General features: G+C 46.1%; 18 protein-coding genes. 5 read left to right on the plus strand and 13 right to left on the minus strand.

The window, feature by feature from the left end; all coding sequences use genetic code 11:
- Positions 1-53 precede the first annotated feature (53 nt).
- Together ACFPFU_RS16670 and ACFPFU_RS16675 are read right to left on the minus strand one after the other, a co-directional pair.
- The gene (locus ACFPFU_RS16670; RefSeq protein ID WP_377066097.1) at positions 54-2,924 is read right to left on the minus strand and encodes a PD-(D/E)XK nuclease family protein; all 2,871 of its coding nucleotides are present in this window, start codon (positions 2,922-2,924) and stop codon (positions 54-56) included.
- On the minus strand, positions 2,921-6,151 hold the full coding sequence (locus ACFPFU_RS16675) for a UvrD-helicase domain-containing protein (protein WP_377066099.1): 3,231 nt from the start codon (positions 6,149-6,151) through the stop codon (positions 2,921-2,923). Before ACFPFU_RS16675 ends, ACFPFU_RS16670 begins: the two co-directional genes overlap by 4 nt.
- A 263-nt stretch (positions 6,152-6,414) precedes the next feature.
- Here ACFPFU_RS16675 and ACFPFU_RS16680 point away from each other — a divergent pair, with 263 nt between their 5' ends.
- A complete protein-coding gene (locus ACFPFU_RS16680; RefSeq protein ID WP_377066101.1) occupies positions 6,415-7,185 on the plus strand; it encodes a YdcF family protein in 771 nt (256 codons plus the stop codon).
- A gap of 35 nt (positions 7,186-7,220) precedes the next feature.
- Here ACFPFU_RS16680 and ACFPFU_RS16685 read toward each other — a convergent pair whose 3' ends face one another.
- The 3 genes from ACFPFU_RS16685 to ACFPFU_RS16695 form a co-directional block, all read right to left on the minus strand.
- Positions 7,221-7,679, minus strand: a complete 459-nt coding sequence (locus tag ACFPFU_RS16685) for a CBS domain-containing protein (RefSeq protein ID WP_377066103.1) — start codon at positions 7,677-7,679, stop codon at positions 7,221-7,223.
- Between the two features lie 199 nt (positions 7,680-7,878).
- Positions 7,879-8,640 carry a copper homeostasis protein CutC gene (locus ACFPFU_RS16690; protein WP_377066105.1) on the minus strand — a complete coding sequence of 254 codons (762 nt, stop codon included), beginning with the start codon at positions 8,638-8,640 and terminating at the stop codon, positions 7,879-7,881.
- A gap of 2 nt (positions 8,641-8,642) precedes the next feature.
- Positions 8,643-9,626: an isoaspartyl peptidase/L-asparaginase family protein gene (locus ACFPFU_RS16695; RefSeq protein WP_377066107.1), complete on the minus strand. Its 984-nt coding sequence runs from the start codon at positions 9,624-9,626 to the stop codon at positions 8,643-8,645.
- 282 nt (positions 9,627-9,908) lie between these two features.
- Here ACFPFU_RS16695 and ACFPFU_RS16700 point away from each other — a divergent pair, with 282 nt between their 5' ends.
- The 4 genes from ACFPFU_RS16700 (at position 9,909) to ACFPFU_RS16715 (ending at position 16,082) form a co-directional block, all read left to right on the plus strand.
- The gene (locus tag ACFPFU_RS16700) at positions 9,909-11,153 is read left to right on the plus strand and encodes an ROK family protein (protein ID WP_377066109.1); all 1,245 of its coding nucleotides are present in this window, start codon (positions 9,909-9,911) and stop codon (positions 11,151-11,153) included.
- Between the two features lie 31 nt (positions 11,154-11,184).
- Positions 11,185-13,512, plus strand: coding sequence for a glucosamine-6-phosphate isomerase (locus ACFPFU_RS16705; protein WP_377066111.1), 2,328 nt, complete (start codon positions 11,185-11,187; stop codon positions 13,510-13,512).
- A gap of 186 nt (positions 13,513-13,698) precedes the next feature.
- On the plus strand, positions 13,699-14,595 hold the full coding sequence (locus tag ACFPFU_RS16710; RefSeq protein ID WP_377066113.1) for an ROK family protein: 897 nt from the start codon (positions 13,699-13,701) through the stop codon (positions 14,593-14,595).
- Between the two features lie 89 nt (positions 14,596-14,684).
- Positions 14,685-16,082, plus strand: coding sequence for a vanadium-dependent haloperoxidase (locus ACFPFU_RS16715; protein ID WP_377066115.1), 1,398 nt, complete (start codon positions 14,685-14,687; stop codon positions 16,080-16,082).
- Positions 16,083-16,153: 71 nt separating this feature from the next.
- Here the strand turns inward: ACFPFU_RS16715 and ACFPFU_RS16720 are convergent, their stop codons facing one another.
- The 8 genes from ACFPFU_RS16720 to ACFPFU_RS16755 all read right to left on the minus strand — a co-directional run bounded on the left by ACFPFU_RS16720 (position 16,154) and on the right by ACFPFU_RS16755 (position 26,302).
- Positions 16,154-17,305 (minus strand): acyltransferase family protein, encoded by a 1,152-nt coding sequence (locus ACFPFU_RS16720; RefSeq protein ID WP_377066117.1) that lies wholly within the window; start codon positions 17,303-17,305, stop codon positions 16,154-16,156.
- Positions 17,306-17,322: 17 nt separating this feature from the next.
- Positions 17,323-18,453 (minus strand): family 20 glycosylhydrolase, encoded by a 1,131-nt coding sequence (locus tag ACFPFU_RS16725; protein WP_377066119.1) that lies wholly within the window; start codon positions 18,451-18,453, stop codon positions 17,323-17,325.
- Between the two features lie 30 nt (positions 18,454-18,483).
- A complete protein-coding gene (locus ACFPFU_RS16730) occupies positions 18,484-19,683 on the minus strand; it encodes a DUF5009 domain-containing protein (protein WP_377066121.1) in 1,200 nt (399 codons plus the stop codon).
- Between the two features lie 21 nt (positions 19,684-19,704).
- Entirely contained in the window at positions 19,705-20,244 is a 540-nt protein-coding gene (locus tag ACFPFU_RS16735; protein WP_377066123.1) for a carbohydrate-binding protein, read from the minus strand.
- A 37-nt stretch (positions 20,245-20,281) separates the two neighbouring features.
- A complete protein-coding gene (locus tag ACFPFU_RS16740; protein ID WP_465263037.1) occupies positions 20,282-23,302 on the minus strand; it encodes a PVC-type heme-binding CxxCH protein in 3,021 nt (1,006 codons plus the stop codon).
- Between the two features lie 186 nt (positions 23,303-23,488).
- The gene (locus tag ACFPFU_RS16745; RefSeq protein WP_377066127.1) at positions 23,489-23,998 is read right to left on the minus strand and encodes a cupin domain-containing protein; all 510 of its coding nucleotides are present in this window, start codon (positions 23,996-23,998) and stop codon (positions 23,489-23,491) included.
- 48 nt (positions 23,999-24,046) lie between these two features.
- A complete protein-coding gene (locus tag ACFPFU_RS16750) occupies positions 24,047-25,333 on the minus strand; it encodes a mandelate racemase/muconate lactonizing enzyme family protein (protein ID WP_377066129.1) in 1,287 nt (428 codons plus the stop codon).
- Between the two features lie 111 nt (positions 25,334-25,444).
- On the minus strand, positions 25,445-26,302 hold the full coding sequence (locus ACFPFU_RS16755) for an ROK family protein (RefSeq protein WP_377066131.1): 858 nt from the start codon (positions 26,300-26,302) through the stop codon (positions 25,445-25,447).
- Positions 26,303-26,304 lie beyond the last annotated feature (2 nt).

The raw sequence follows: 26,304 nt of genomic DNA on the forward strand, positions 1-26,304 counted from the left end.
AATGAAAAGCCTAAATATAAGCATTAAATTCTACAAAAATTAAATTTAGTTGGTTACCGGGCGCAAATATCCGCATATGGGCAGGTTCTGCACTTGTCCAGATCCCCGGTTTGGTTGAAAGCCTGCTGGGGATCAAAAATCTCCTCCAACGTATCCCTCAACGCCGTCTCGTAATCCTCCCGGTAATCAAGGTAATTCTGCACCTCTTGTTTGCTGTTCCGGTCCGGTTTTTCCTGTAGATAGGGATTGAAATCGTCTCTGAAAATTTCCCTTAAATTGAAAATAGCCGGTTTTAAGGGCAGGGTATTATCGGGATAATTGGCTTGGTAGAGTAATCCGTAGAAAAGGGTTTGCATGGCCGCCTTGTTCCTTTTCTTATCCGTCCGGTCAAAAAGACTCGGAATATCCTTGAACTCTTTTGCATCGATGCCGGATTTGTAATCTATAAGTCGAATGGTCTGCTGGAGAAGGTCCACGCGGTCAATGATGCCGCCGAGGGCCACCAGCCGCGGACCTGAGGGCGTATTGATGGTCAGGGAAGCCCTGTATTTCCTTGCGGCCTCAAGAGAAATGATTTCGAAAGGGGCAGTCTTCCGGTCAATCTCCAAAACGGCTTGCAGGTATTTTTGAAGTACATCCCTGGCAATGGTCAATTGCCCTGTCAGCTTTATTTCCCGATCCTCCTCCAGATGGTACTGCTCCCGGATAGCCATTTCCACCGAATGGAATACGTACTTCTCCAGCTCTCCGAAATCAGATTGCTCTATGGACGATCGCCCCTTTCGCTTCACAAAACCCTTGTACAAGTGTTCCAAAGCAAGGTGCGCCAAGTTACCGAAAATTGCCGGATCCACCTCTTCTTTGACTTCGTCCCGCTCCTCCAACCCCGCTATGTACTTCAAATAAAACCGCAGCCTGCAATCAAGCCAGGTGTTTATGGCGGAAGGCGAGAAAGCCACTTGTTTCCCATCCCGGGCCTTATCCGTATACCTCTCCAATTCAAGCAAGATTTCGTCACTCTTGGCGATAACTATCGGCTTGTTCTCTGCCAGACCAACAGGCACATGGACCACCACTTCGCCTTTTCCATAAGCCTTTTCCATCAATTCGATCTGTAGCTGGTGAATATAGCGGCTCTTCTCTCCGGCCTTTCCCTGATCCGAAGCAGTAGTGTACAGAAGGTGCACCTCCTCTGCCTGGTGCAGCAGGCGGTAAAAAGTATAGGCATAAATGGCATCATTTTGTTCCTGGACAGGCAGCCCGAATGCCTTTCTGAGATTGGAAGGAACCATTGAGTTGATGCTGGCTGAAGGGGGAAAATTCCCTTCATTCATATTACACACAATCACACGCTTAAAATCCAGGTTTCGTGACTCCAACACCCCCATGATTTGCAGTCCCTCCAGCGGCTCGCCTTCAAAAGGCAGCCTTATTTCCCTGAAAACATTCCTGAACGTCCTGATAAAAAACTCCAAAGTGATATCCTGCGGGGCTTCATGATTAAAAATCTCTTTCAACCGGTTCATCTGCTTGTGACATTGAAAAAGATAACTCCGCTCCATGCTTTTTTCTCCCAGCCTTGACCATAATCCCATGATAAGCTCCATCATTTCAGGAATAAGGCTGGCCGGAGAAAGCTGACGAAAGACGAGTTTAAAAAGCCCCCCTCCCTCCATCAGCGTTTCCTGAGCCACATATACCTGGTTGGTACTGTTCAGCCGGGCGACGGTCTCTTTTACAAATCCCGGGTTCTCCTCCATCAAATAAGGGGTGCCCATCAATTCCTTTACCGGTTTGTGGTAAAAATATAATTTCCCGTCTTCTACGCGGGAATACCGCTGCAGTTCTAAAACCGCTTCCAAAAAAGCATATACAGGGGTGCTTTTCACCGGATAACCCATGGTGACATTGACGCTTTCCACCCGTTCCGGCAAAACATTCAGCAGGGGAAACAACAGCTGTTCATCCGGAAGAATCACTACCGTTTCGTCCCAGTTCCCCTGCTCTCCGGATGTTTCCAGAATACTGCCCACCGAATTGGCTTGATTTATTTTTAAGGGCACCGTATACGTGGTGACCTCCAGCCCGTTCCGGCTGATCCGGGCCGGCAATGGCTCCGGGAAAGTCGGACCCAAAATGCTGTCTTTCATATACTCCCGAAAAAACAGTCCTGCCTCCTGGTTCTTGTCAGCTATATAATAAGCGTCTACATCCCAATGGATTTCGGCCCCGAATGCCTTGATAAAATGTTTGATGAGTTTCTCTTCCGCCACTGTAAACGCATTGAACCCGACAAAAACATGGTGTTTATCCGGGGCAGGGAGTTTTTCCAGATCCTCCGCAACCTGCCTGTAAATCATGCCCGTATAGGCCAGACCGGATACCTCCAAAGAGGATTTAAATCCTTCATATAGTGGGTTTAAAAGCTCCCAAAATTGGATGAACCTTTCCTGATGCTGTCTCTCTCTTCTCTCGAAGGACTGCCAGAACTCCTTTATCAGCGCTATTTGTTGTTCGCTGAGAAAACTCCAGTCACTTTCCAACATCTTTTGCTCCCTCAGATTTGTAAACAGCCTTTTGGCATCTACCATAAACTGGTCCAGGTCATTAAAATCTTTCAGGATCATTTCACCCCAGAAATAAAACCGCTCGAAGCCATCTTTTGGCCCCCCAAGGCTCTGATAAACCTTATACAGTTCAAAAATTAAAGTAAGGTTATCCGCAGGCCTCTTCTGAGCCAATTCATAAAACATCTCTTCCACGGTGTATACCTCCGGCATCCAAACAGGTTCCGTTGCCAGTTGACCCAGATATTTGGTAAAAAAAAGCCCTGCCCGCCGGTTAGGCAATATCACCCGCACATCCTTCAGATTCATCGGACCATGGAGAATACGGGCAGCGGTATTTTTTAGAAAACTATTCATGGAGCAACTTCGATTATGCTGTTTTTTTCGATATAACAGATGAACCCTTTTATAGGCAATTGGGTAATCTCCTTTACCAAGACCATATATTCCTTCACCTGATGTATATGGTCCTTTCCCTCTTCCCCGGTTTTGAAATCCACTACTTCCACCCTGTCATCAAAAAAGACAATCCTGTCGGGTCTTTTCCGCTCTCCACCAGGCAGCATTATTCCCTGTTCGGTCAGCACTTCGGCTTTATCATCAAACCAGGAACTGAATGTGGGAATAGCGGCCAAAGTGTAAAAATAGCCTTCCAGTTCTTTTTTTTCCTCACCGTCGATCGCACCGTCAAAATACAGAGCGGCCATTTGGGAAAGGATTTGGGCTTTGGTTTTTGCCTTTTCGATAACTGCATGGATCAAAATACCACGGCTTCTCCGGTTGTACCTGTCCTTTGCTTCCATATCACCCACGACGTGCTTTACTTTCAGCACCTGCTGCCATTGCCTATGATCCCATCTCAAGGGCACCTCTATGTTTTCGTGGACATCTGCTTCCGGAGCACCGGCCCACTCTCCCAGTTCGAATAGGTGATTTTCCATATCATAATGTTCGCTTAGAAAGGAACCGTTGTCTGATGCACTTGCATTTTCCAAAGCTTCCAATAAAACCGCCGCCACCGTTCCCAATCCGGTGTTATTCTTATTATTTCTGTCCCTGAAGGGGGAAATCCCAAAAAAAACTTCCTCAGCCCTGGTGAAGGCCACATATAGCAGATTCAGTGTGTCCAGATGCGCCAACAGGGCTTCTTCCAGATAAATGGATTTGAAGGCGGAGTCGTTCAGGTCTTTCCTCAAGGAGATGGGAAAAATGGCCTGTAGCCCCGGTTTTTCCAAATAATAAGGAGCCCATAGGATATTGTCCTTGGAGGTGTCGAATATCTTCCAGTCTAAAAACGGCGCCAAAACCACTTTAAACTGAAGTCCTTTGGATTTGTGTATGGTCAGGATACGGATGGCGTCATGGTCGTCAGGGATCTTTACCGTTCGCTTCTCCCCATTTTGCTTCCACCAATTCAAAAAACTGCTCAGATCTGTCCGGTTATTTTTCATAAAATCATACACTGCTTCTTTGAACCCCGAAAGATATGCCCTCTCTCTTTCTATTTTCTCCAAGCCCAAGACGGCAGTCACGCTTTCCACCAGGTCCAGGAGCGGAAGTTGGAGAAGGACATGCTTCATGGATTCAAATGCATTATGATATGCCTGTATGGTTTCAGGCACGCCCTCCTGCTTAAACAGATCATGGCCAAACTCCCTATTGTGTACCCTGGACCATTGTATCCAAAGGCTTTTAGACGCCACCTGATCCTCCCGATCATTCAGCACCTGAAGGGCGGCAAGCAGACATCTGACGACCGCCGCCCTGTTCAGATACATGGCTTCGTCAGAAAGTACATCATATCTATAGCCATCATCCGGATGTTGCTGCCTGTAGGCCATTAAAGCATCCGCTATTTCCGCCCCTTCACTGTTGTTCCTTACCAAAAAAGCCAGGTCCTTTAGCCGGTATCCCCTATCCTGCATCTCTCTGACCATCCCGGGCAATTTAAGCAAGGCCCGGTCTTTGAACCCCAGGCCATCATCTTCTTCATCCTCAGATTCTTTTAAGAATTCCAGCCTTACCCTTCCTTTAAAAGAGCTCTTCTCTTTGAGAGGAGACAATGCTTGTTTTACATCCGCATAGGCCTTGGCTATCAATTCCGTGTCTTCTATTTGGTAGTCTACAGAAAGCACGCTTTCCATGAGTCCGGGCAATACGTCAAAAAGTGTGTTGTTGAATTCAATTATGTTCGGCAGGCTTCGAAAATTGGTATCCAGCCGTTTCACCTCCACGCCAAAATGACTGGTTTCTTCTTCAACCTTCTCCATCAACAGCCGCATTTCCCCTCCTCGCCAACGGTAAATGGATTGCTTTACGTCTCCCACCAACAAATTTCTGTTGCCCTGGGAAAGTGCATTCAACAACAATGGCCTGAAACTCGCCCACTGGAATCCGGAAGTATCCTGGAATTCATCCAGCAGATAATGCCGAAAACGGGTGCCTACTTTTTCATATATAAAAGGGGCGTCATTTTCGGCGGTGATCTCCCTCAAAAAATCGTTGGCATCAGAAATCAGCAGGATGTTTTCTTCCTCCTTCAAATCTGACAACTCCTCCAATAGATACCTGAATATACCAAAAACATAAAAATTATTCCGTAGCGCCGTTAACGTATTCCATAAAACCGTTAAAGGCTCAAACTGTCCCAGTATCCCGCCCAGTCCCTCTGAGAAAGCTGCCTCAATGGCTGCCACTTTTTTACTGGATTTGGCATACCACAAGGTGCTGTCCCAAGGCATTTTTTTTTGGTTGGGAGTCAAAGAAGGCAGGGGGTTTTTGGGATCACCAAGCTTATCGAATTTACAGGCAAATGACCCTTTTCCTCCTCTAAAATCTTCCCATACAAGACCGTGTTTTTCCCGGATTATATTGGCCTGTTCTCTCAAAGCCGCTGTCTGTTTTAATATTGCCTGTCGTTGTATATGAATATGTTGGTGGAGTATTTTTATGTTTTCAGGATCTTTGAGCAGGGTCTTGATCTCCGATTGGTACCGCTTGAAATTTTCCTGGAAAAGCTGGTTGCCCAAAGCCTTTATGTTTCTTCTCACATCCCAGGATTTTCCGTCCTGAATCTGCTGGGAGGCAAAATCCACCAACCATTTATGAAGGTAACTGTCATCAATGACCCGTAACAGCAGCCGGTCCACAAGCCTGTCCATGACGCTATTCTGGTCCAGTTCAATATCAAACTTCGCCTGCAAATCAATTTCCTTGGCAAAAGCCCGGATCACCCGCTGAAAAAAACTGTCGATCGTGCTGATAGAAAACGCCGAATAATCATGCAGCAACGCTGACAAGGTCTTCTGGGCACGGCTGGAAAGGTCAGCGGGCTCACCACCAAGGTGTTTCAGAAGAACACTGTCCATCTGTTCCCGTCCGTCCACTGAAGCTGTCAACCGGACCATCTCTTTCAGTATCCGCTCCTTCATTTCCCTCGTGGCTTTGTTGGTAAAGGTCACTGCCAAAATATGCCTGAAAGCAGCGGGGTTTTCCAATGCCAGCTTGAGGTACTCGGTGGTAAGGGTATAGGTTTTTCCGGATCCCGCTGAAGATTTATAGATTACAAAAGGTGTATGGAACATCAAAAGAAAACGGTTATGTGGTCGCTCACTTTAAAAGGACGGCCTCCAGGTATTTAAAAAGGTAAGTTAAAAATAATTTTTGAAGGGGATTAATGAAATTAAAGGATATTTTTGCAGAGCAGTGACACCATTTACCCATTCTGTGGGAAACTGCTGGTTTCCAGGGATGCCTGGCGGTCCTCGAATTCTGAAACAAGACGGGGGACAGGTTTACCCGAAAATTGATCCCGTGACATTGCACTTTAAACCGATTTTGTTCGCTTATGTTTTTCTATTTATCACAGTCGTTTAGTTTTCTCATCATGCCGCTGACCATTTGCCTGGTGTTGCTTACGGCAGGTATATTTCTGGGGAAAAAAAAGACAGGCAGAAGACTTTTGATTGCCGGCCTGATACTCCTTTTTTTCTTTACCAACAGTTTCCTGGCCAACTTCGTCATGAATGCTTGGGAACCTCCTTTCCAGGAAATGTCCACTTTGCCTGAATACGAAATAGGCATCGTCCTCACCGGCGTCACCAATCTCAACAAAACCTCGGTAGACCGGACCTTTTTTAACAAAGGCGCTGACAGGGCCACCCACGCCATGCAATTGTATAAAATGGGCAAAATCAGTAAAATCCTCATCACCGGCGGTCAGGGATTCAGCCCGGTCAATGACAATACGGAAGCAGAACTGCTGGCCGATTTTCTGGTGTGGGCGGGGGTAAAGCCCGAAGACATCATCATCGAAAACCAGGCTCAAAATACAAGAGAAAATGCGGCCTTCACAAAAATAAAACTGGCAGAAGAGGGCTATGCACCGGAGGAAACCTGTCTGTTGATTACGTCGGCTTTTCATATAAAAAGAGCCATGGGGTGTTTTGAAAAAGCCGGCATTAATGTGGAGGCTTTTCCTGTGGATTACTATGGCTCTGATTCCCGCCTGACCTTCAAATCGCTTTTCCAACCTGACCCCGGTGCACTGTTGAATTGGCACAAACTTGTGAAGGAATGGACGGGAATTGCTGTATACCGAACCGTAGGCTATATGTAATTAAACCATGCCTTTTTAGGGGAAAGCACACGGTTTTACCTCCAGGTAGATGATTTCAGCTTTGGAATTGCCCTGATGATATCGCTGACACTTATCTGGCCTAACAGTTTTCCTTCCTTTACTACCGGAAAACGCCTGATCTTCAAAGTGAGGAACCTGTTTGCCGCATCAAAAATAGTAATGTCCGGAGAAAGCGTGATCACATCTTTGGTCATATAGCAGGCCACGGGTGAGGGAAATTTCGGCGTATTGTTGTATTGGCCCCGGATTATTTCTTTAAGACAATCCCCCTCGGAAATCATCCCCACCAAGGTTCCTTCGTCGTCGATCACAGGAGCACCGGAAATATGCCTTTTTGTTAACACATGAATCACATGGTCTATGGTATCCTCAGGATGAAAAGTGATCAAATTGGTAGTCATATGATCTTCCACTAGTATGGGCTGCGTTAGTTTAACCGGGGCTTCTCTGACCCCTTGAAAGCTCTTTACCATAATTCTTCGGGTTTGATTGAATTCTTAATATAAGAAATCAATCAAACTAATCCAAACAAAGAATCAACATTAAAGATATAAATGAAATAAAATTAAAATAATAAAATTTATCCAGAATAATAATTCATTAAACACCCATATTAGCAAATAAAGAAAATGATCAATCCAAAAACTGCATGCTCCCCTCTTCCATGCTTTATCACCTGGCTTCTTTTTCTAAATCAGAAAGGATTGCTTTGATTTGCCTGACTTTATCTCTGTCAATGGTAAGAATTTTACCCTCATTTTCAGGAAGAAGGGACAAAAGCAGATGGGCATTAAGGGGAATGCTTTTTGAATCCCGGTAGGTTTTGCAACTGGCATGGATTTCTTTCAGGTATTTGCTTTGGAACAAGACCGGCAGATGGGTTGCTTTTGTGCCTCCGCCCGGCATGACTGTGATCCTGTCACCGCCCTTTTCCATTATTTTAAGAACATTATCAATGCCTTCTCCTACCGAATTTTTTCCCCCCGAGGTTAAAAGCCGTTGAAAGCCGCAGCCGATTATTGTTTCCAAAGCTTCCTCCATTTCCGTGAGGAGATCAAAAGCCCTGTGAAAAGTACATGGCCTGCCATCCGCACTTTCGACCAAGACCTTGCATGCGGCCTCATTCACTTTGCCCTTGTCGCTCAAGACCCCAAAAACAAACCCATCCGCGCCACAATCAGCCAAGATCCGGATATCCTGCTTCATGGCTTCCAATTCCTCATCCAAATAAACAAAGTCTCCCCCCCGGGGACGGATCATCACAAATACTGGTATCCTGATCTTTCTTTTTATCACCGTCAACATGCCCGCGCTGGGTGTGGTACCCCCTTCGGCAAAATCCGCGCACAGTTCCAGGCGGTCCACCCCATACTTCTCAGCATTTAATGCGGCCTCAAGCGTATATACCGGTGCTTCCAACAAAACCTTGCCCATAATTAATATTTACTTTTTGCGTCAATCAAATCTTTGCCCTTTTCCTGGTGCCTGGCATAATTGAAACCTGGATGAATGGAGAAAGCCCCATATTCCCCATCCCTGTTTATCGCCAAAAACCCTATCTGTGTGCTTTCTATGTTCTTACATTTGGATATCGCCCGCCTTACGGCTTCTTCACAGGCCTCCTGAGGGGGCCTGCCCTGACGCATCAGCTCTACAATGAGGAAACTGCCACAAATCCTGATGACCTCTTCGCCGAGACCGGTAGCCGTCGCAGCACCCACCTCATCATCCACATAAAGCCCCGCACCAATAATAGGACTGTCCCCTACCCTTCCGTGCATCTTATAGGCCAAGCCGCTCGTGGTACAGGAGCCTGCCATTTTCCCTTCACTATCCATCCCGATCATGCCGATGGTATCATGATTCTCTATATTGATGATGGGTTTATATTGAGAAGTCTTCTTCCATTTTTGATAGGCTTCTTCTGCTTTGGGACTCAACACTTCCTTTTCCAATGCCATTCCTCTCGCAATAGCAAACTGCCTGGCTCCCTCACCCGCCAATAGCACATGGGGGGTTTCTTCCATTACCTTTCGCGCCAGGGAAATGGGATGTTTGACCTGCCTGACAAAGGCCACCGCCCCACAAGCCCCATCTCCACTCATAATAGAAGCATCCAAAGTGACAATGCCTTCCCTGTCAGGAAGCCCCTGCAGGCCTACTGACAAATTGGAAAGGTCAGCTTCGGTGACCTTCACTCCCTGTTCCACTGCATCAAGAATGCTCTTTTTGTCCTGCAAAACTTCCCATGCTTTGTCATTGGCCGCCATACCGTGATTCCAGGTAGAAAGAATCAACGGCTTGAATTTTTCCCTGTCCCTGTGCTCCTCTATTTCCAAACCGTTGGCGCTGGTCAGCCAGGGGACAAAGGCAAGGGATGACGCAAGGGACCGCTTTAAAAACTTTCTTCTTCCTGTCATATGCAATAGTTTATTTTTTTCAATGATTAAGGTAGTTTGCAACAAACATGATAAAATATTTTCAATAAATCGTTTGGCTTCCTTTATTTTTATGGATAACTTGAAACTTGTAGATTCAGATGTAAGGGGTTCGCAACCACTCTTTCTTTGGGATTTTCTTAATTTGTTTTAAACAAGTCTTTGAACCACAAAATAATTGTATGTTAAGTTTAATTATTTTTTGATTTAAGTTATATATATTTAATTAAAATTTTTTATTAATTTGCATTTAAATTACAAATCATGAACCTAATAGACCCAAAAATAGTCCTTGAGGAAAAAGAAGGAGTAGTAGAAATAAAAAACTACATCAACAAACTTAAAATCATCAAGGAACTGTACACCAGAGGGAGCAATACTGCTTCCAACATCTGTCAGTTGGTGGGCATCAGCCTTCCTACTGTGAACTTGTTGTTGACAGATTTATTGGATGAAAGGATCGTCGTCAAGGAAGGGAGGGGGCAATCCCAGGGGGGCCGAAAACCGGATTTATATGGCTTGGCGCCGGATTCCTTTTACATATTGGGAATCGATTTGAGTAGGTACACCGCCAAAGCGGCCATATATAACACCAAGCACGAGAGGGTCTCCAAGGTCAAAAGCGTAAAGTTGACACTGAACAATGAGCCGAAAACCCTGGATGAAATCTATGATTTTTCCATGGACCTCATTAAATCGTCCGGATTGCCTGAGGAGAAGGTAATTGCTGTCGGCATTACCATGCCCGGTCTGGTGGATGGCGTGGCCGGAGTCAACCACACCTACCTGAAAGTGGGCAAGAAGCCATTAAAAGACCAGCTTGAGGCAAAATTTGGAAGAAGGGTCTTTATCGAAAATGATGCGCGGGCGAAAACCTTGGCGGAGTTTCGGTTTGGCAATAAAAAAAACCACAAAAATGTTCTTGGAATATTTGTGGATTGGGGAATAGGTCTTGGTATCATCATTGACGAAAAACTGTATCGGGGATACTCAGGTTTTGCTGGAGAGTTCAGCCATTCTCCCCTTTTTGATTCCAAGGAAATCAGTTGTACCTGTGGCAAGCGGGGCTGTCTGGAATCCGTAGCCTCGGGTAGTGCTGTGGTCAGATTGGCCAAGGAAGCGCTGGTATTGGACAAGGAGTCCATATTGGCCAGGATGGCAAAGGGCAAGGAAGAAAACCTGGAGCCCTCCGTGGTGGTAGAGGCTGCCATTGCGGGTGATCAAAGGGCCATCAGCATCCTTTCTGATGTGGGGCTGGATCTGGGAAGAGGCATAGCCATACTCATCCAGTTACTTAATCCGGAACTCATCATATTGGGAGGGGCTATCGCAGAAGCCAACCAGTACATCACCACCCCGATACAACAGGCGCTCAACATATACAGTATGGCCAAATTAAGGGAAAAATCTGAAATCGAATTATCCAAATTAGGAAACGAAGTGGGATTGAGGGGTGCTGTCGCTATCGTCAATGAGCATATCTTTGAAGATACAATTAATTCCTATTAGAATCAGGAAATAATTTTAAAAAAAACATAACATGTTAGCTAATTATCCTTTATCAAAAACCGAAGAGGCATTCTTACGGGAATCAGGAATTGAAAAAATCACCACGCGGATTCCTTACCTTACCGTAGATAATTTTCCGAAGCTGGGGCTAATGACTGCCTGTAGATTTTTAGAATGGGTTTCCGATAATCCTGAAGGGGTGATCAGCCTTCCTACCGGGAAGACCCCGGAATATTTTATCAAGTGGACCCAATTTCTGCTGGATAACTGGGACAAGAAAAAAGGATTGGAAATCCGGGAAAAATATGGCTTAAAAGATATTAAAAAACCTGTATTAAAGGACCTGAATTTCGTTCAGATCGACGAATTCTATCCTATAGCCTCGCAGCAAAAAAACAGTTTTTACCATTATGTAAATAAATTTTATCTCGAGGGCTTTGGCCTGGATCCCAAAAAAGCGCTTTTGATCAATTCTGATGAAATAAAACTTGCGGAAGGCAAAAGTTACAGGGAAATATTTCCGGATTTCAGAGTTGACCTTTCCCTTAGATTCAGGGAATACACCAACGAACAAGAAAGGCTGCAGCAACAGTCCATTTACCTGATCGATCAATGGTGTGCTGAGTATGAGGCGAAAATCAGGGAGAAAGGGGGCATAGGCTTTTTCCTCGGCGGTATCGGCCCCGACGGACATATTGCTTTTAATACCCGCGGATCGGATCTTTTCTCCACTACCCGGCTTACGGAAACCAATTTTGAGACCCAAGCTGTGGCTGCGGGTGATCTGGGCGGGATCGAAGTCTCAGCCAACCGCTTGGTGATCACCATTGGTCTGGATACCATTGTGCATAACAGAGATGCCGTAGCGATCATCATCGCCGCAGGGGAAGCAAAAGCACCTATTGTTAAGAGCTCCCTTGAATCTGCCATGACCAACGTGTATCCTGCTACTGTTCTGCAAAAACTGAAAAACGGGCGCTTTTATCTTACCAAAGGGGCGGCTTCCAAATTGGAAGACAGTATCGACCAGTTTTATGCTTCCGGTGAATGGACATGCTTGAAGACAGAAAGGGCAGTCCTGGAACTTTGCAAAAAGCTGCAGAAATATGGCCATAGGCTCACGATGGAGGACCTGAAAAATGACAAATACACGAGGCAGATCCCGGATTTGAACGAGAATACGGTAAATGAAGTCATCCGTAGCATCAGCAGCAAAATAGATAAAGGGCTTGAAGAAGAAAAGAATGAGGTACTGTTGCATACGGGTCCGCACCATGATGATATCTCGCTGGGGATTCTTCCCCATATCACCAAGCAGCTCCATGAAAATTCCAACAAAGCCCATTTTGCGGTATTGACTTCCGGATTTACCGCAGTAACGAATTCATTTGTCATAGATACTTTAAAAAACACCAAAAGGTTTCTGGATACAGGCCGCATTCAAATGGTGAAGTATGAGGATTTCTTCGAAAGTGGCTACAAGCTGAAAATGGACAAGGATGTGTACCACTACCTTACCAACGTGGCTTCCGAAAATGCCGAGGAGAGACTCAGGGGACTGTGCCACAGGGTGGTGCGCGCCATCGTTTTTATCTTCGGGGTCAAATCCTCCCTGGAACTCAGGGACCAGATCAATGAAATCATCACCGTCCTCAAAAACTCCTATGATGGGGAAAAGAACCCAAAAAACATACAGACCCTTAAAGGGATGATCCGTGAGTTTGAAGAAGAACTCGTTTGGGCCCATTTCGGAGTACAGGTAAAAAATGTACACCACCTTCGCTTAGGTTTCTATACAGGGGATATTTTCACCGAACAGCCAGATAAAAAACGGGATGTGGAACCCGTTCTGGATATGCTCAGGGAAATCAGGCCAACCAAACTGAGCCTTACCCTGGATCCCGAAGGCAGTGGCCCGGATACCCACTATAAAGTACTTCAGGCTACGGCCGAAGCGGTAAGACAGTGGAGCAAGGAAGAAGACCTGAGCCACTTCAAAATCATCGGCTACAGAAACGTATGGTTTAAATTTGACGCAGCTGAGTCCAACGTCATCGTCCCTGTATCCCTGGGGGATATGTCTGTGATGGAGGATTCATTCACCAACTGTTACCTCAGTCAGGTCAATGCCTCTTTTCCAAGCTATGCCCACAACGGCAAATTCAGCACATTGGCCAGAATTACCTGGGTAAACCAACTCAGCGATGTGCAATTGCTCCTGGGCAAAAACTATTTCTATCAGCACGATACCGCTAAAGTACGATCCAGTCATGGTTTGATTTTCTTTAGAGAAATGAATGTGGAAGAATTTTTGCGGGAAGCGAGAGAACTGGAGAAATCAACCGAAGGAATGTTATAAGATGATAGTCAAAAACGTGGTAGATTTTGCCATCCATGGGGTTTTCATCCCATGGATCTATTTTTGGAAAACTCCTTCACATAGGTACCTAACATGCGGTAAAACAGGTATCTGAATCTAAAAATTGAGTACTTCTACTACATGGCCACTTCTCTGTAATATGGCTTGTGAACAAAACACTTACCAATGAAAGAAAAAAATTTGGTTTTAGGATTGGATATCGGAGGCACAAAAATCAGCTCCGGACTGAACCATAATGGGCAGATATATGAGAGGAAAGAAACCAAAACCCCTTCCAGTGCGCCGCAGGAGGAAATTTTAGAAGCCATTTCCCAACAGATCGGGGAATACCTTCCTTTCCAATTCAAAGCCATCGGCATCGGAATACCCGGGCTCGTGGACCCCATCAATGGTATCGTCTATAACCTTGCCAACATTCCTTCCTTTCAAAAAGTAAAGCTTAAAGACTGTCTGGAAAAAAGGTTCAAGGTGCCGGTCATCATAAACAACGATGCCAACTGCTTTACGCTGGGGGAATATAAATACGGGCCGGCAAAGTCCCATCGCCACGTGATAGGCATTACCCTCGGAACCGGCATCGGAACCGGCGTCATCGCCAACTCACATTTGTATACAGGTTATATCTGTGGCGCCGGAGAATGGGGGGCGGTCCCTTATTTGGACAGCACTTTTGAGGACTATTGCAGCAGCAAGTTTTTCAAAAGAAAATACAACCAAAACGCCAAAAAACTTGCCAAGAAAGCGGAAGAAAATGATCCCGTTTCTTTACGTATTTTTGAAGAATATGGCCAGCACCTGGGGGCCCTGATCAGCAGAATCTTATTTACATATGCGCCGGAAGCCATAGTGATCGGAGGCTCCATAAGAAAAGCCTTCCCTTACTTTGAAAACGGAATGAGACAAGCCATCTTACAATTTCCCTATAAATCAATTTCAGAAAACCTGAAAATCTATGTATCCCACCTTGAGGATTCGGCAATTTTGGGAGCCATTTCATTGGTAGAAGAAAATAAATACATGATGAACAACGAGAAAATATCCGGCACGGCTTCAATCGCCTAAAGTTTGTCTGTTTTTGTATCGTGGGCCCGTCCCGCGTATTTGAGGTTTGATCAAATTTGAATATATTTGAAAAGCAGGGAGGAAGCATTATGGAGAAGCCTATTAAATCGTTTTGTATCATTTGGTTATCAGCCCTTATCTTTGTGGGGATAAGCGTTCCCATGGACCAGCTTTGGGCCAAAGCGATTGATAAAACCGAAGAAGAAAAAAAAGAATGGTTTCTGGACCACCTGTTTTCCATTACGGAAGTGATGGTCACCGATGTGGCGTCCCCACCGGGAGCCGCCAGATTTTACAGCTATTCCCTTCTGGCAGCTTATATCATCCAATCGGATCTTACCGGAACCCTCCACCAAAGTCCGTTGCTAAAAAACCCCGGCAAACCCGCCCTGTTCTCTTCCCCTGACCACATAGACAAGCACCAGCTCGATAAGGATTTTTGCAGCATTTATGGGATGCTTGAAGTGGGAAAAGGCATCATGCCCTCCGGAAAAAACCTGGCTAAAAGCCAGGAAAAACTTATCAGACAGTTCCGCAAAGCAAAAATATTGGGCAGCAGGGAAATCGATATCAACGTCAGATATGCCCAGGAAATGGCCTCGCAGGTATTGGATTACGCAAAATCTGATGGGTACAACCAACTGAGCACCTTGAAAAGATACATGCCTTCCCCAAAAGAAGGCCGTTGGTACCCCACTCCTCCTGCTTACATGGCGGCGGTCGAACCGGAATGGCGCACCATAAGAACATTTTTTATCGATGAGTTGAAAGACTTTGCACCTCCGGCTCCTGCTGTCTTTACCATGGATGAGGGAAGCCCTTTTCATGATCAGGTATTTGAAGTCTATCATGTCACTGAAAATCTTTCTGACGAGCAGAAGCTCATTGCCAATTTTTGGGACTGTAATCCTTTCAATGTCACTTATAGCGGACACATGGCCATCGGCATCAAGAAAATATCCCCCGGTGGTCACTGGATAGGCATTACAGGCATTGCCTCGCGAAAAGCGGGCTTATCGATGGAGGAAACCATCTACATCCATACGCTGGTCGCCATGGGGCTTCATGATGCCTTCGTAAGTTGTTGGGAAGAAAAATACAAAAGCGACCGCATACGGCCCATAACGGCCATCAATAAGCATATTGACCCGGCATGGCAACCACTGCTCCAAACCCCTCCTTTCCCTGAATACACCAGTGGACACAGCGTAATTTCCAAAACCAGTGCTGTCATCCTCACGGATTATTTTGGAGAGAATTTTGATTTTATAGACACTTCCGAAGTGTACTTCGGACTTCCCGAAAGAGCCTTCGGCTCCTTTTTTCAAGCCGCTGACGAAGCTGCCATTTCCAGGTTATATGGAGGTATCCATTTCAGGGATGCCATAGAAGTCGGCGTAGCGCAAGGGGAAAAAATAGGCCAGTTCATATTGGAGAAAGTCAAATCAGAATCCATCCTATTGGGAAAAAGCAAATCCGACAAATAGTCGCTTGACTGTGAGCGTCAGAGCGGCTAAATGACCGGTCTTGTTTTCGACTAAAGGAACTTACCCCTTCTCTAGACTTTGATATAAATTCTCTTTTTGTCCATCCAGTAACCGATAAGCCAAATCACCAACATAAAGCCCACGGCAAAAAGCAAGGAAGCATTGTTCGGCGCAAAATACGGAACAAAGAAGCGTTCATATAGCCAGGACTTCGAGGCTTGCCCTTCTATTCTTATAACCAACATGGTCTTGACGAACACTCCGGAAAGCACGTATAACATCAGTGGATTTTTTCCAAAGACCTCAAAAAAATACGCCCATTTTTTGAGTTTCATTATTTCGATCACATACATCAGCAAGGCAATGCATACGGTCGAAATTCCGACCGTCACCAAAACAAATGAACTTGTCCATATCTTTTTGTTGATGGGAAACCAAATATCCCACAAGCTTCCCAAAAGGAATAAGCCCGTTCCCACTCCTATCAACAGGGCTATCGTCCGGATCCGGTTACCGGATTTTTGTATAAAATCCCCCACCAGAAAGCCCGCTATTACATTGACCGTAGCAGGAAAAGTGCTTAACAAGCCCTCAGGGTCAAAAGGAATCCCTTCTCCTCTGTATAAATTTTCAGCTCCGATAAGAAATAAATCAAGTCTGCGGGCTGCATTTCCAACTAAACTATAAGGATCTCCCGTTTCTCCATAGATATACATCACCATCCAGTAGCCCACCAAGGCAATGACACTGAAAACAATTGCTCCTCTTTTATTCAAAAAATACAGTACAAAAGCGGAAATGGCATAACAAACCGCTATTCTTTGAAGGACGCCCATGATCCTGATCTTTGTAAAATCAAACGGCACCATCCCGGTATCCCCCATTCTGAAAAAAGGATAAGCGGCCAGCAGGAGTCCTATCAAAAAAATCACAAGGGTTCTTTTCATCACCTTTGACAAGAAAGGTTTTTTATCCTGAACCATCAGATTTTTCATGGAAAAACTCATCGCATTGCCCACAACAAACAAAAAAGAAGGAAAAACGAGGTCGGTGATGGTCCAGCCATGCCAGGGAGCATGGAGAAAAGGAGCATAATTGGTACTCCAACTCCCTGGGGTATTGACTACAATCATCAATGCCACTGTCAACCCTCTGAGCACATCAATGGACAAATACCTTTCGACATTTTTGGTGGTTTTTTCTTTGACGGTTAAAGCAGCCATATGTTTTTTAGTACATGCTATTTTTGGGAAAGATTCTCCAATCTGTCATACATTTTGACAAAAGTCACCCAAGGGTTTTTGGCTTCTTCCTCGGTCAGTTTCTGCCCCGGGTTAGCCATGTATTTATCGAAGCCATCCAGGAACTGATCAGCGCCTGACCAAACCGTCAACATCACGCCTTTGAACCGCTCCTTCATCTGAGGTGTATTGTGTTCACGGAAGACCAACATGTCTTCGACGTGCTTGACCCCTACTTCCGCCTGATTCCAGGAGCAACTGACCACGTCAAATCCCTTCATGGCAAAATAAACAGGGGTTTGCACCGGCCGCACGTAATGCCAGTCCGCAATGATCACATCTTTTGGAATCAAATCAATGGCCCTATGGGTATTGTTCATGCTTGCTTCCCACATGCCTATACCCGTAAGTTTGCCATCGATGAGCCTGTCTCCCCATATCCACAATTTCCTGTCTTTGGTCGCCAGATGGTTCCGGACCTTAGTCACCTCTCCTGCAAACAGCTCAGCCTTGTCCAGCCCTCCACATCTTGGACACTTGTCGTCCCCGATATAAAAAACTTCATCCATACCCGCATGAAAGGCATCCGTCTCGAAGGCGTCGCACAACTCATCTACCAGAGCAAAGACCACACGGTGGACATCGGGATGCAAGGGGCAGTAACTCTTACAGTACAGGCCATCATCATTTGGCCACTTATAGTCCTCCGGCATTTCCACGTGCGGCGTTTCGTCAAATTCGGGATAAACCTTCAGCAGATTGCCGATGGTTCCCGCCCAGGATTGGTGACCGAGTAAGTTGACCTGCGGAATCATTTGGATGCCGTTTCTTTTTCCCGCTTCCACCAATTTTTTGATTTCATCCTTCGTCAAAGGGTTGTCGCTCCGCAACTCAGGATGGGATTCGTATTCGTAATTGAAATCAACCCTCAACACCAAGGTGTTGACTCCTCTTTTGCTCAGTTCCTCGTCCATAAATTTGACGAACCTGTCTACCTGGCCGCTATTAGGTGCGGCTATGGCAAATCCCCTGATGGGTAATTCATCGGCATTAGGCCTGCCCATCGCTTCGATGCTCAAGAGGGTGATCAACACCCCCATCAGTGATGTTAACAGAAAAACATTTTTCATATAATCTGGGTTTTTAGGTTTAATAGCTAACTAAATTTTCAACCTTATCCTTTTCTTTTCCAGTAATCCGGTAATCAGGATAATGATAAGCGCGTACGACAGAGATTTGATGATTCCCACCGCACCTGTCCTCAATACCAACGGTAAGGTTATACCCGTTATGGTAAGCAACCCATAATGAATATAGGGCAACAAATAACAGGTCAAGGTACTTGTTCCGGCAGGTTTTATAATATTAAACCAGTCTTTTTTTCCTTTGAGCTCCACCAGCCATATCAGAAAACAAAAGAAAAGGATACTGATGGCAATACATATAGTCACCCAGGAGGGAGAGGAACCGATCTTATGGATTCCCCATAAAGGCCTGGTCAGAAAGCCAAACAGGAACCCTCCAGCAGCCATGGCGAGCATAATCCCCCAGAATTTCTTCCCTATCTCCTTCTTTAGAAAGGGCTGATAGTATAAGGTGATGATGACTCCCGCCATGGTCAAAGCAGGGGTCGCCCCGTCATCTATCAACCAAACATAAGGTTTGATGATTTTCAGTGGCTCCAGCCAGCCCAGTTTGGCCATACTGCTGAATAGCAAAAATGCCAAAAAGAAGCCCCACATCCATTTGATGTTCCCTTTGAAAACCAGAAACGTCGAAGAACATATCAGGTAAGCCCAACCAATCAACCCCAAAATCCCCCACCAGTAAAACCTTATCCAAGTAGGGTTTTCTACCGTGCCACCTTGATAAACAGCCAGCAAAAACAGCAACAAAAGCCAGCCCAGCACTTGCCCGGTATATTTTTTCCTTTTATCTCCCTCCTTGGGATAGTCCAACCATATGAGGAAAAAGGCAATGGTGGCCAATATCTGCCATACAGGCTTGGGCAAAAGTGCCAGCTCCCTGTTGTAAGATTCCAGGTTTACATGGCAGAGGCCCATGACCAGCAATGCAAAAGATCTGGACAGAATATGGACAAAGATCCCTTTGTTGTCATCTCCTTTTTTCCACCGGTTCTGTATGGCAAAAGGAATGGACAAGCCAACGATCAACAAAAAGGCAGGAAAAACCACATCTGCCAATCCCATTCCGTCTACTTTTGCCGGAACATGGTCCAACCATTTAGGGGTCTCCCTCAGTGACCACAGATCATTGACGAAAATCATCAGCATCATCGTGAGGGCCCGGAATATGTCTATCGCATATGACCGGGCGCTGGGTGTAGGTTTGATAAGCATATTTCTCTAATCTGTCAAATATCAGGCACCCCTTGGCACAAGTACCAGCTCTCTGAGATCCAGTAAAGCTTCTCCCTTAAAATTGTCTCTGGGTTTAAACACCATCTTCTGCTTTCCCTGGTTCAATTGAATGCTCCCGACTTTTTTGGTTTTGAATGTTTCCCAAGAGCCTGACTTTCCCACTTTTTTTGTCAGTTTTTGATCGCCGGCCTCGAATACAAAATATTTTCCGGCCTCTTCATCGGACACAGACCATTCCAAATAAACATCATATTTTCCCGTCTTTGGCACCTCCACCATCCATTCTACCCTGTCCTGGGCGGTAAACCAGCCAAAAGCCTTCCATTCAGGCATGTATTGGATGTCAGGACCTATCCCTTCACCGTTTTCTGCTGTGAGTTTTAAACTCCCGTCTGCATCCGCGACAACCGATTTATCTTCTTGGGCCAATAACCCCTGAGTAATTGCGATCCAAAAAACCAATGTAAGACACGTTAGCTGAGATCGGCGCCATTCAAATCGGCCGATCTCGATTTTCCTGATCTGTTCTGCTGTTTCCATTTTAATAGGTCATTTAATAGGTTATTTAATAGGTTGTCTAATCTAAATTAGTTCTTTTTATAAATTCCAGCAAATCGGCCATTTGTTGATGGTTTATATTGTTCTCCAATCCAGCGGGCATGGCAGATACATCCAGGGCTTGTAGGTTCTTGATGTCTTTTCTGGCAATGGTGACTTCCTGCCCTCCCGCATTGGCCAAATTAATAGCCGAAGGCGTCTCCGAGGAAATTATACCCTGAAAGTTCTCGCCACTGTTCAGTTCCACTGACCACAGATCATACCCATCGGCAATGGACATGTTTGGATCCAGAATGTCTCCCAATATGTTTTCATATCGCCTGTTTCTCAACGATGCCAAATCCGGACCGAAAGCATATCCTAATTTGTCGGTCATTTTGTGGCACACAGCGCAGTTTTCCTGGTAGACCTCCAGACCTTTTCTGGGATCGCCTTTCAGCTCCAAGGCCACCCGATAATCCTCTATTACTTCTTTCCTCTCCCCTTTTTCAAAAGACAGAAGTCTTCTGGACCGGTTTCGGAGGGTTTCATCGCTCTGGTTCATCAACCGCACACTGTTCATCCATCCGACATGGCCCGGCTGTATGGGACCATACTCAATGCCGTCTAACAACAAACCCATCCTTTCACGGCTTACTAGCAAGGTCTGAACAGCTACATTCCTTACTTCGGGGCTAAACATTTGCCAGTTGGCCATGAGATAGGCTGCATATTCAGTGGCAGGCTGACGGCTCAGAATTTTCAATAAGGCCGTTTGGACAGGCACCGGCTCCCCGGGACCCATTAATTTCTTAAGCTCCTCTCTATCCTCTTCCCGCACCGTTGGCAATTCCAAAAAATTCAATGCCACAACCCGCGCTTCAACATCACGCTCCCTGTCCAAGGCCATATCGACAGCCCTCCCGATATCCTTTTCTGCCGATCTGTCTCCCGGCCAGGGTCTGGTCTGCAGGAGCTGGACAGCCGCCCGTCTTACTGTCAGGGAAGGATGGTCGAAAACGGCCTTAACCATCGGATCCATCAATCTCAACCAATCTCCGTTCCCGGAAACACTGCTTTTTAATCCGTCGGCGAACCCCAGAAGCAGCGGGCCTTCCCAGCCATCTACCCTGTCGGCAACCAATATTTTTTCCAACAAAGGCACGGTTTCAGAAAATCCTTTTGCTTGCATTTCCATAGATGCGAGTTTTCTCACCAAAGGATCAAAGGCGGGTCTTTCCGGGTCATATACCTCCAGCACATGAGCTAAGAGATCCCGATGTTGTGCTATCGGTGCCACCAAAGTGCCCACTTGAACCCAATCATCTTCCAGGTCTTTAAGCAACAATTCCCGCCGGACCCCGCTCACTTCATCCCCTCCATATCCTGCCAGGGTAAGCAAAAGTTGATGACGTACCTTGGGGTCCGGATCCCCGTGCATACCGAACAAGGTTCGCTTCCATCGTTTTTTGTATTGGGGGTACAGTTCTGTCAGCATGACTGCCGTCCGCCTGACTCCCGCTTCCGAATCACGCATCGCTTTTTCTATCATTTCAGGTTTCAGTTCTCCCAGCCCATGCAAAGTCCATAAGGCATGAAACCTGCCCACCGCCGGGGACGCGTTGTCCAACAGTTTTTCCAGATAGGCAGTTGCTTCGTCTCCTCCCCTGTCTACCAGGAGGCGTTGGGCATTTCTGCGCCACCAGATATTATCACTGGCCAGCATAGCGACCAGCTTCCCGGTAGAAGAATTCCCCAAATCCATATTCATCGACCAGTCCAGGGGCTGACTGCCTTTGGGGCTTATCCTGTAAATTCTTCCCTTGTCCGTACCGTTATAGAGGGCGCCGGAAGCCACTACTTCATCGTCCATCCATTCCGGATGTTCGATGATCTGGCGGTAATAATCCACCACATACAGGGCACCATCCGGACCGATATACATGTTTACCGGCCGGAACCAAGCATCCCGTGATGCCAGAAATTCTTTATTTTGGAGAAGTCTGCGGGCCACAAAAGTCGCTCCTTGGGGCTCTACGACATCCGCATGGAGCAAGTTGCTCACAGGCTCAGCCGTAAAAATCACTTTGTCGTAGGGTTCCGGAAATATCCCCCCTTGGTAGGCGGTGATCCCGCACGCCGAGGTCATCACGCCGATGTCCGTCAAAAGCTGGTGTTCAGGATTGTCGGTAATGGGATACACCTCTGCTGCGTTTCCATGGTCGGAAATGGATTGGGTGGCATTGGCTACCGGAAAGTAGCGGTTTTGATCCAGGTACCGGGCCGGAATCACTTCATGGATCACATGATTATTGTTGTTTACCAGAAACCTGTCCCCCCAGTTGCTGAATGTGTGCCCAAACTGGGTACGGCTGGCAAGCAGCTCCAGTTCCTGTTTGTCCGGATGGAACCGTATGCTTCTTCCCCCGGCATTTACAGGCAGGACCGGCCCTTCAGGGGCAGCCGGAAAACGGATCTCGCTGCCCTGATCCCCAAACTCCTCGGCATACAACACCGTCGTGACAGCGGGCTCATGGCCCACATAAATCCAATTGTCAAACCCGTACCGCGGGCTGTTGAAGTTATGCTGCGGGTTGGAGCGGGCAAAACCTGTCAGTACCACTTCTTTTTTGTCCGCCCTCCCGTCCCCATTGGTATCTTCAAAATAAAGCACATGAGGGGGGTCCGTAACCAGAATGCCGTTTTTCCATCTAAGGATACCGGTGGGAAGGATCAGACTGTCGGCAAATACCACACTTTTGTCCATGACACCATCCCCATCTGTATCCGACAATAGTTTGATTTTTCCGGTACCGCTCACATCAAGGGGATAGCCATGCATTTCCACCACGTACAGCCTGCCCAATTCGTCGATCTCCATATCCACCGGATCCGCAATCAAAGGCTCCGATGCGATCAGTTCCATTTGAAAGCCCCTTTCCAACTCAAAACCCGGCGGCGCAAGCGCAACATCTTGTGGTAAATGGCTACATGAACACCATAAGGCCAAACTGCCCCCTCCCAAAATTACTTTTAAATTAACATTAAAAGGACGTAACATATGTGCTTAATAGGTCTGATAAGCAAAATAGTTGATAAGCCAATCAAGATCAAACAATATTGAAAAAAATAATTAATTATATCCATTAATGCAATTTTTTTAATTATATAGGAGTTAATAAAATAAATATTTAGGCAAACAGCTTCCCGTGCCCGGAGTTAACTCATGGGAACTTGAGGTTTCGCTTTATCTGTTAAAATCATCCTGCACACGCACAATGTCCTCTTCATCTGAAGGGTTTCCGGGATCGGTATGCATCCAGATTTCTGCCACTACTCCCCAATTCTCCAGACCGACAAGGCGGTGGCGCACACCTTTTTCCAAATGCACCACCTTGCCGGTTTCCATTTCCATCACCTCACCCTCTTCATCTGTATCGCTTCTGACGATTCCCCCCTCACCCGCTACCAACTTCCAGACTTCCGCCCTTCTGTGGTGATATTGCCAGGACAACCGTTTGCCGGGAGCAACCATCAGTATCTTAGGGCTTAATTTGTTTTTCAACTGAAAATCGGAAAAAGCCACTTCCCCAAAAAATTGTTTGCGGAAGGTGTCTATCTGTTTTTCGTCAATCACAAAAAAACCTCCCCATGGTCTGTTGTCATCATGAGCAATAACGGAATACCCGTTAGACGACAACCACTTTCTGATTTCAACAAAAACCTCTTTGTTCGATAAATTCTTTTCTATATTCATATATTTATTTAATTGATGGAATGCACTGACAAGCCGGCAAACCCATGATTATAACTCAGCTACTACTTCAACAATGGCATCCCCGCTTTTGAATAATTCAGGGCGGATCTCAGCCCCCAAGCCGGGAGCCTCCGGTGCCACAACGAACCCGTTTTCAGGGACAGGTACATTATTCAGGAAATAGGGATATTGGTGAGTATATTTCCAATAATTACTTTCCATGATCATAAAATTTGAAAGGGAGGTGGTCAAATGGATGGAAGCCAGCCAAAGCAAGGGGCCGCCCGCTGTATGGGGCGAAGTGGGAATCAAATAAGCTTCTGCCATATCAGATATTTTTTTTGCCTCCGTGATCCCTCCACACCAACTCAGGTCATACATAACCACATCGCAGGCGCTTAACTCAAAAAATTCCCTGTATTCATATCTCGTGGCTAGCGTTTCACTATGACATATAGGAACAGAAGTCTCCTGGGCGAGGGAAGCATAGGCTTTGGCATTGTTCATCAACATGGCGTCTTCCATGTACAATATGTCAAATGGCTCTAATGCCTTCGCAATTCTTTTGGCGCTGGCGAGATCAAACCTACCCCAACAATCCACGCAAATATCCATTTCATTCCCTGCTGTATCACGTATTCCCCTAATCCAGTCCAATCCCTTTTCAATTTCCCTGTTGGTAATATATGAGCCGCTGCTGTTATCAAAGGGATAAATTTTCATTCCGTGAATCCCTTTTTCCATTAAAAATTTCACTATTTCAGCAGTATTACGGCTCATTTTCATATTGTTGATGGCCCAATAGTCGGTTACCGTGTTATAGACTTTTACCCTCTCCCTGCTCTTTCCTCCAAGCAACCGGTAAAGGGGTTGTCCGGTGGCCTTGCCAAGAATATCCATTTGGGCCATGTTTATGGCGCTCAGAATTCTCATATCAGCCCCACCCGCGTTTCGCATGGCCATGTCGTGATAAAACCTGCGCCAAATACCCTCTATATCCCGGGGGTCTTTTCCGATCAGCAACCTGGAATAATCTTTCAAAGCCCCATACTCACCGTTCGAAAAGGGATAAGTTTCTCCCAGTCCTACTATCCCGGAATCTGTATGTAAACGTACCCAAAAAAACTCAGCCCCATCAGCTCCGCCCGAGCCGCCCCCGATTTGGATGCCGTCCTTAAACCGTATCCCCTCAATTTTGGTAATCTTAAGGGTATCTGTCTTATCTGTAGCTGCCAGCAGACTCGATGGAAGCGCCCCTCCACCCATGACGCCCATTGAGGTTAACGCCACATTTTTAATGAATTGTCGTCGATTGAAATCCTGGCTTTTCTTCATTTCTCAACCCCATTTATGTTACCTATGGACCAAAAAGAAATATTCAATCAACAATATGCATCTAATTTTCATAATGCCAAAATCAACGGTTCACCTATAAGCTACCGATAATCACCGCCGTTTCCATAGGCTTGCTGCACCGATCAGCGGAGCTTTTTCCCCCAATCTGCTTACTGTTATTTGTGGGAAAAGCCCATTTTCTTCCAATACACTAACAGTTTCCTTCAAAAACAGTGAAGCCGCATTGCCTATATTTCCTCCAATTATCAGCCGGTCGATGGATTTGCTTTTAATGTAGGGAGCGGCAAATTCCCCCAGGTTCCGCCCAAATGATTTCAGCGCTTCCTTTGTTCGGGATTGGGTGACAGGATTATCCAACAGCTCTTTCAAGCCGCTGACAGGCAAACCCGCTTCTTTTTTGGCCCAGTCAATAAACCAACCCGTGCCCAGATAATCTTCGGCAATTCCATCTTTAAAGCGACTGGACCATAATCCGCCGTCTTCGGCCAACGGCCCGGTCTTAAAAGCGGACCCCAGACCGGTACCGAGCGTCAGCCCCATTAAGCGGTCATTCCCATTTCCGCCACCGACAAAGGCCTCTCCTTGAAGAAAGGCCGCCGCATCATTAAAAAAACAAATGTTGTCTATGGGGAGATCAAGCCTGTAAGCGAGTTCCTTCTTGATATTGACCTGATACAATGCCCGGAATTTACCCTGCTCTTTAATAAAGGATATGCCATTTTCATAGTCAAAAGGCGCAGGCATGGCCATGCCCAACCGGGTATCTGCACCTTGGACAAGCTGTTCCAAACAGGCCGTCCAAGAGCCCAATATTTCTTCCCTGGTGCCAGTTGAATTAACTTTTGACCGTTTTATTTCGGGATCCGGGACCTCCATGGAAAAATCCACATACCCGGCACTGATATGGGATCCCCCAATATCCACTCCAATGATTTTCTTTTCCTGCATTA

Origin of the sequence: Negadavirga shengliensis (genome assembly GCF_042652345.1) — a bacterium.
Lineage (GTDB): Bacteria > Bacteroidota > Bacteroidia > Cytophagales > Cyclobacteriaceae > Negadavirga > Negadavirga shengliensis.

Bases quoted from the DNA above. Each gene is read 5' to 3' on its own strand.
- ACFPFU_RS16740 (WP_465263037.1), bottom strand. From the start codon at position 23,302: ATGTTACGTCCTTTTAATGTTAATTTAAAAGTAATTTTGGGAGGGGGC.
- ACFPFU_RS16710 (WP_377066113.1), top strand. From the start codon at position 13,699: ATGAAAGAAAAAAATTTGGTTTTAGGATTGGATATCGGAGGCACAAAA.
- ACFPFU_RS16720 (WP_377066117.1), bottom strand. From the start codon at position 17,305: ATGGCTGCTTTAACCGTCAAAGAAAAAACCACCAAAAATGTCGAAAGG.
- ACFPFU_RS16675 (WP_377066099.1), bottom strand. From the start codon at position 6,151: ATGTTCCATACACCTTTTGTAATCTATAAATCTTCAGCGGGATCCGGA.
- ACFPFU_RS16685 (WP_377066103.1), bottom strand. From the start codon at position 7,679: ATGGTAAAGAGCTTTCAAGGGGTCAGAGAAGCCCCGGTTAAACTAACG.
- ACFPFU_RS16715 (WP_377066115.1), top strand. From the start codon at position 14,685: ATGGAGAAGCCTATTAAATCGTTTTGTATCATTTGGTTATCAGCCCTT.
- ACFPFU_RS16730 (WP_377066121.1), bottom strand. From the start codon at position 19,683: ATGCTTATCAAACCTACACCCAGCGCCCGGTCATATGCGATAGACATA.
- ACFPFU_RS16750 (WP_377066129.1), bottom strand. From the start codon at position 25,333: ATGAAGAAAAGCCAGGATTTCAATCGACGACAATTCATTAAAAATGTG.
- ACFPFU_RS16745 (WP_377066127.1), bottom strand. From the start codon at position 23,998: ATGAATATAGAAAAGAATTTATCGAACAAAGAGGTTTTTGTTGAAATC.
- ACFPFU_RS16735 (WP_377066123.1), bottom strand. From the start codon at position 20,244: ATGGAAACAGCAGAACAGATCAGGAAAATCGAGATCGGCCGATTTGAA.
- ACFPFU_RS16705 (WP_377066111.1), top strand. From the start codon at position 11,185: ATGTTAGCTAATTATCCTTTATCAAAAACCGAAGAGGCATTCTTACGG.
- ACFPFU_RS16700 (WP_377066109.1), top strand. From the start codon at position 9,909: ATGAACCTAATAGACCCAAAAATAGTCCTTGAGGAAAAAGAAGGAGTA.
- ACFPFU_RS16755 (WP_377066131.1), bottom strand. From the start codon at position 26,302: ATGCAGGAAAAGAAAATCATTGGAGTGGATATTGGGGGATCCCATATC.
- ACFPFU_RS16670 (WP_377066097.1), bottom strand. From the start codon at position 2,924: ATGAATAGTTTTCTAAAAAATACCGCTGCCCGTATTCTCCATGGTCCG.
- ACFPFU_RS16690 (WP_377066105.1), bottom strand. From the start codon at position 8,640: ATGGGCAAGGTTTTGTTGGAAGCACCGGTATATACGCTTGAGGCCGCA.
- ACFPFU_RS16695 (WP_377066107.1), bottom strand. From the start codon at position 9,626: ATGACAGGAAGAAGAAAGTTTTTAAAGCGGTCCCTTGCGTCATCCCTT.
- ACFPFU_RS16725 (WP_377066119.1), bottom strand. From the start codon at position 18,453: ATGAAAAATGTTTTTCTGTTAACATCACTGATGGGGGTGTTGATCACC.
- ACFPFU_RS16680 (WP_377066101.1), top strand. From the start codon at position 6,415: ATGTTTTTCTATTTATCACAGTCGTTTAGTTTTCTCATCATGCCGCTG.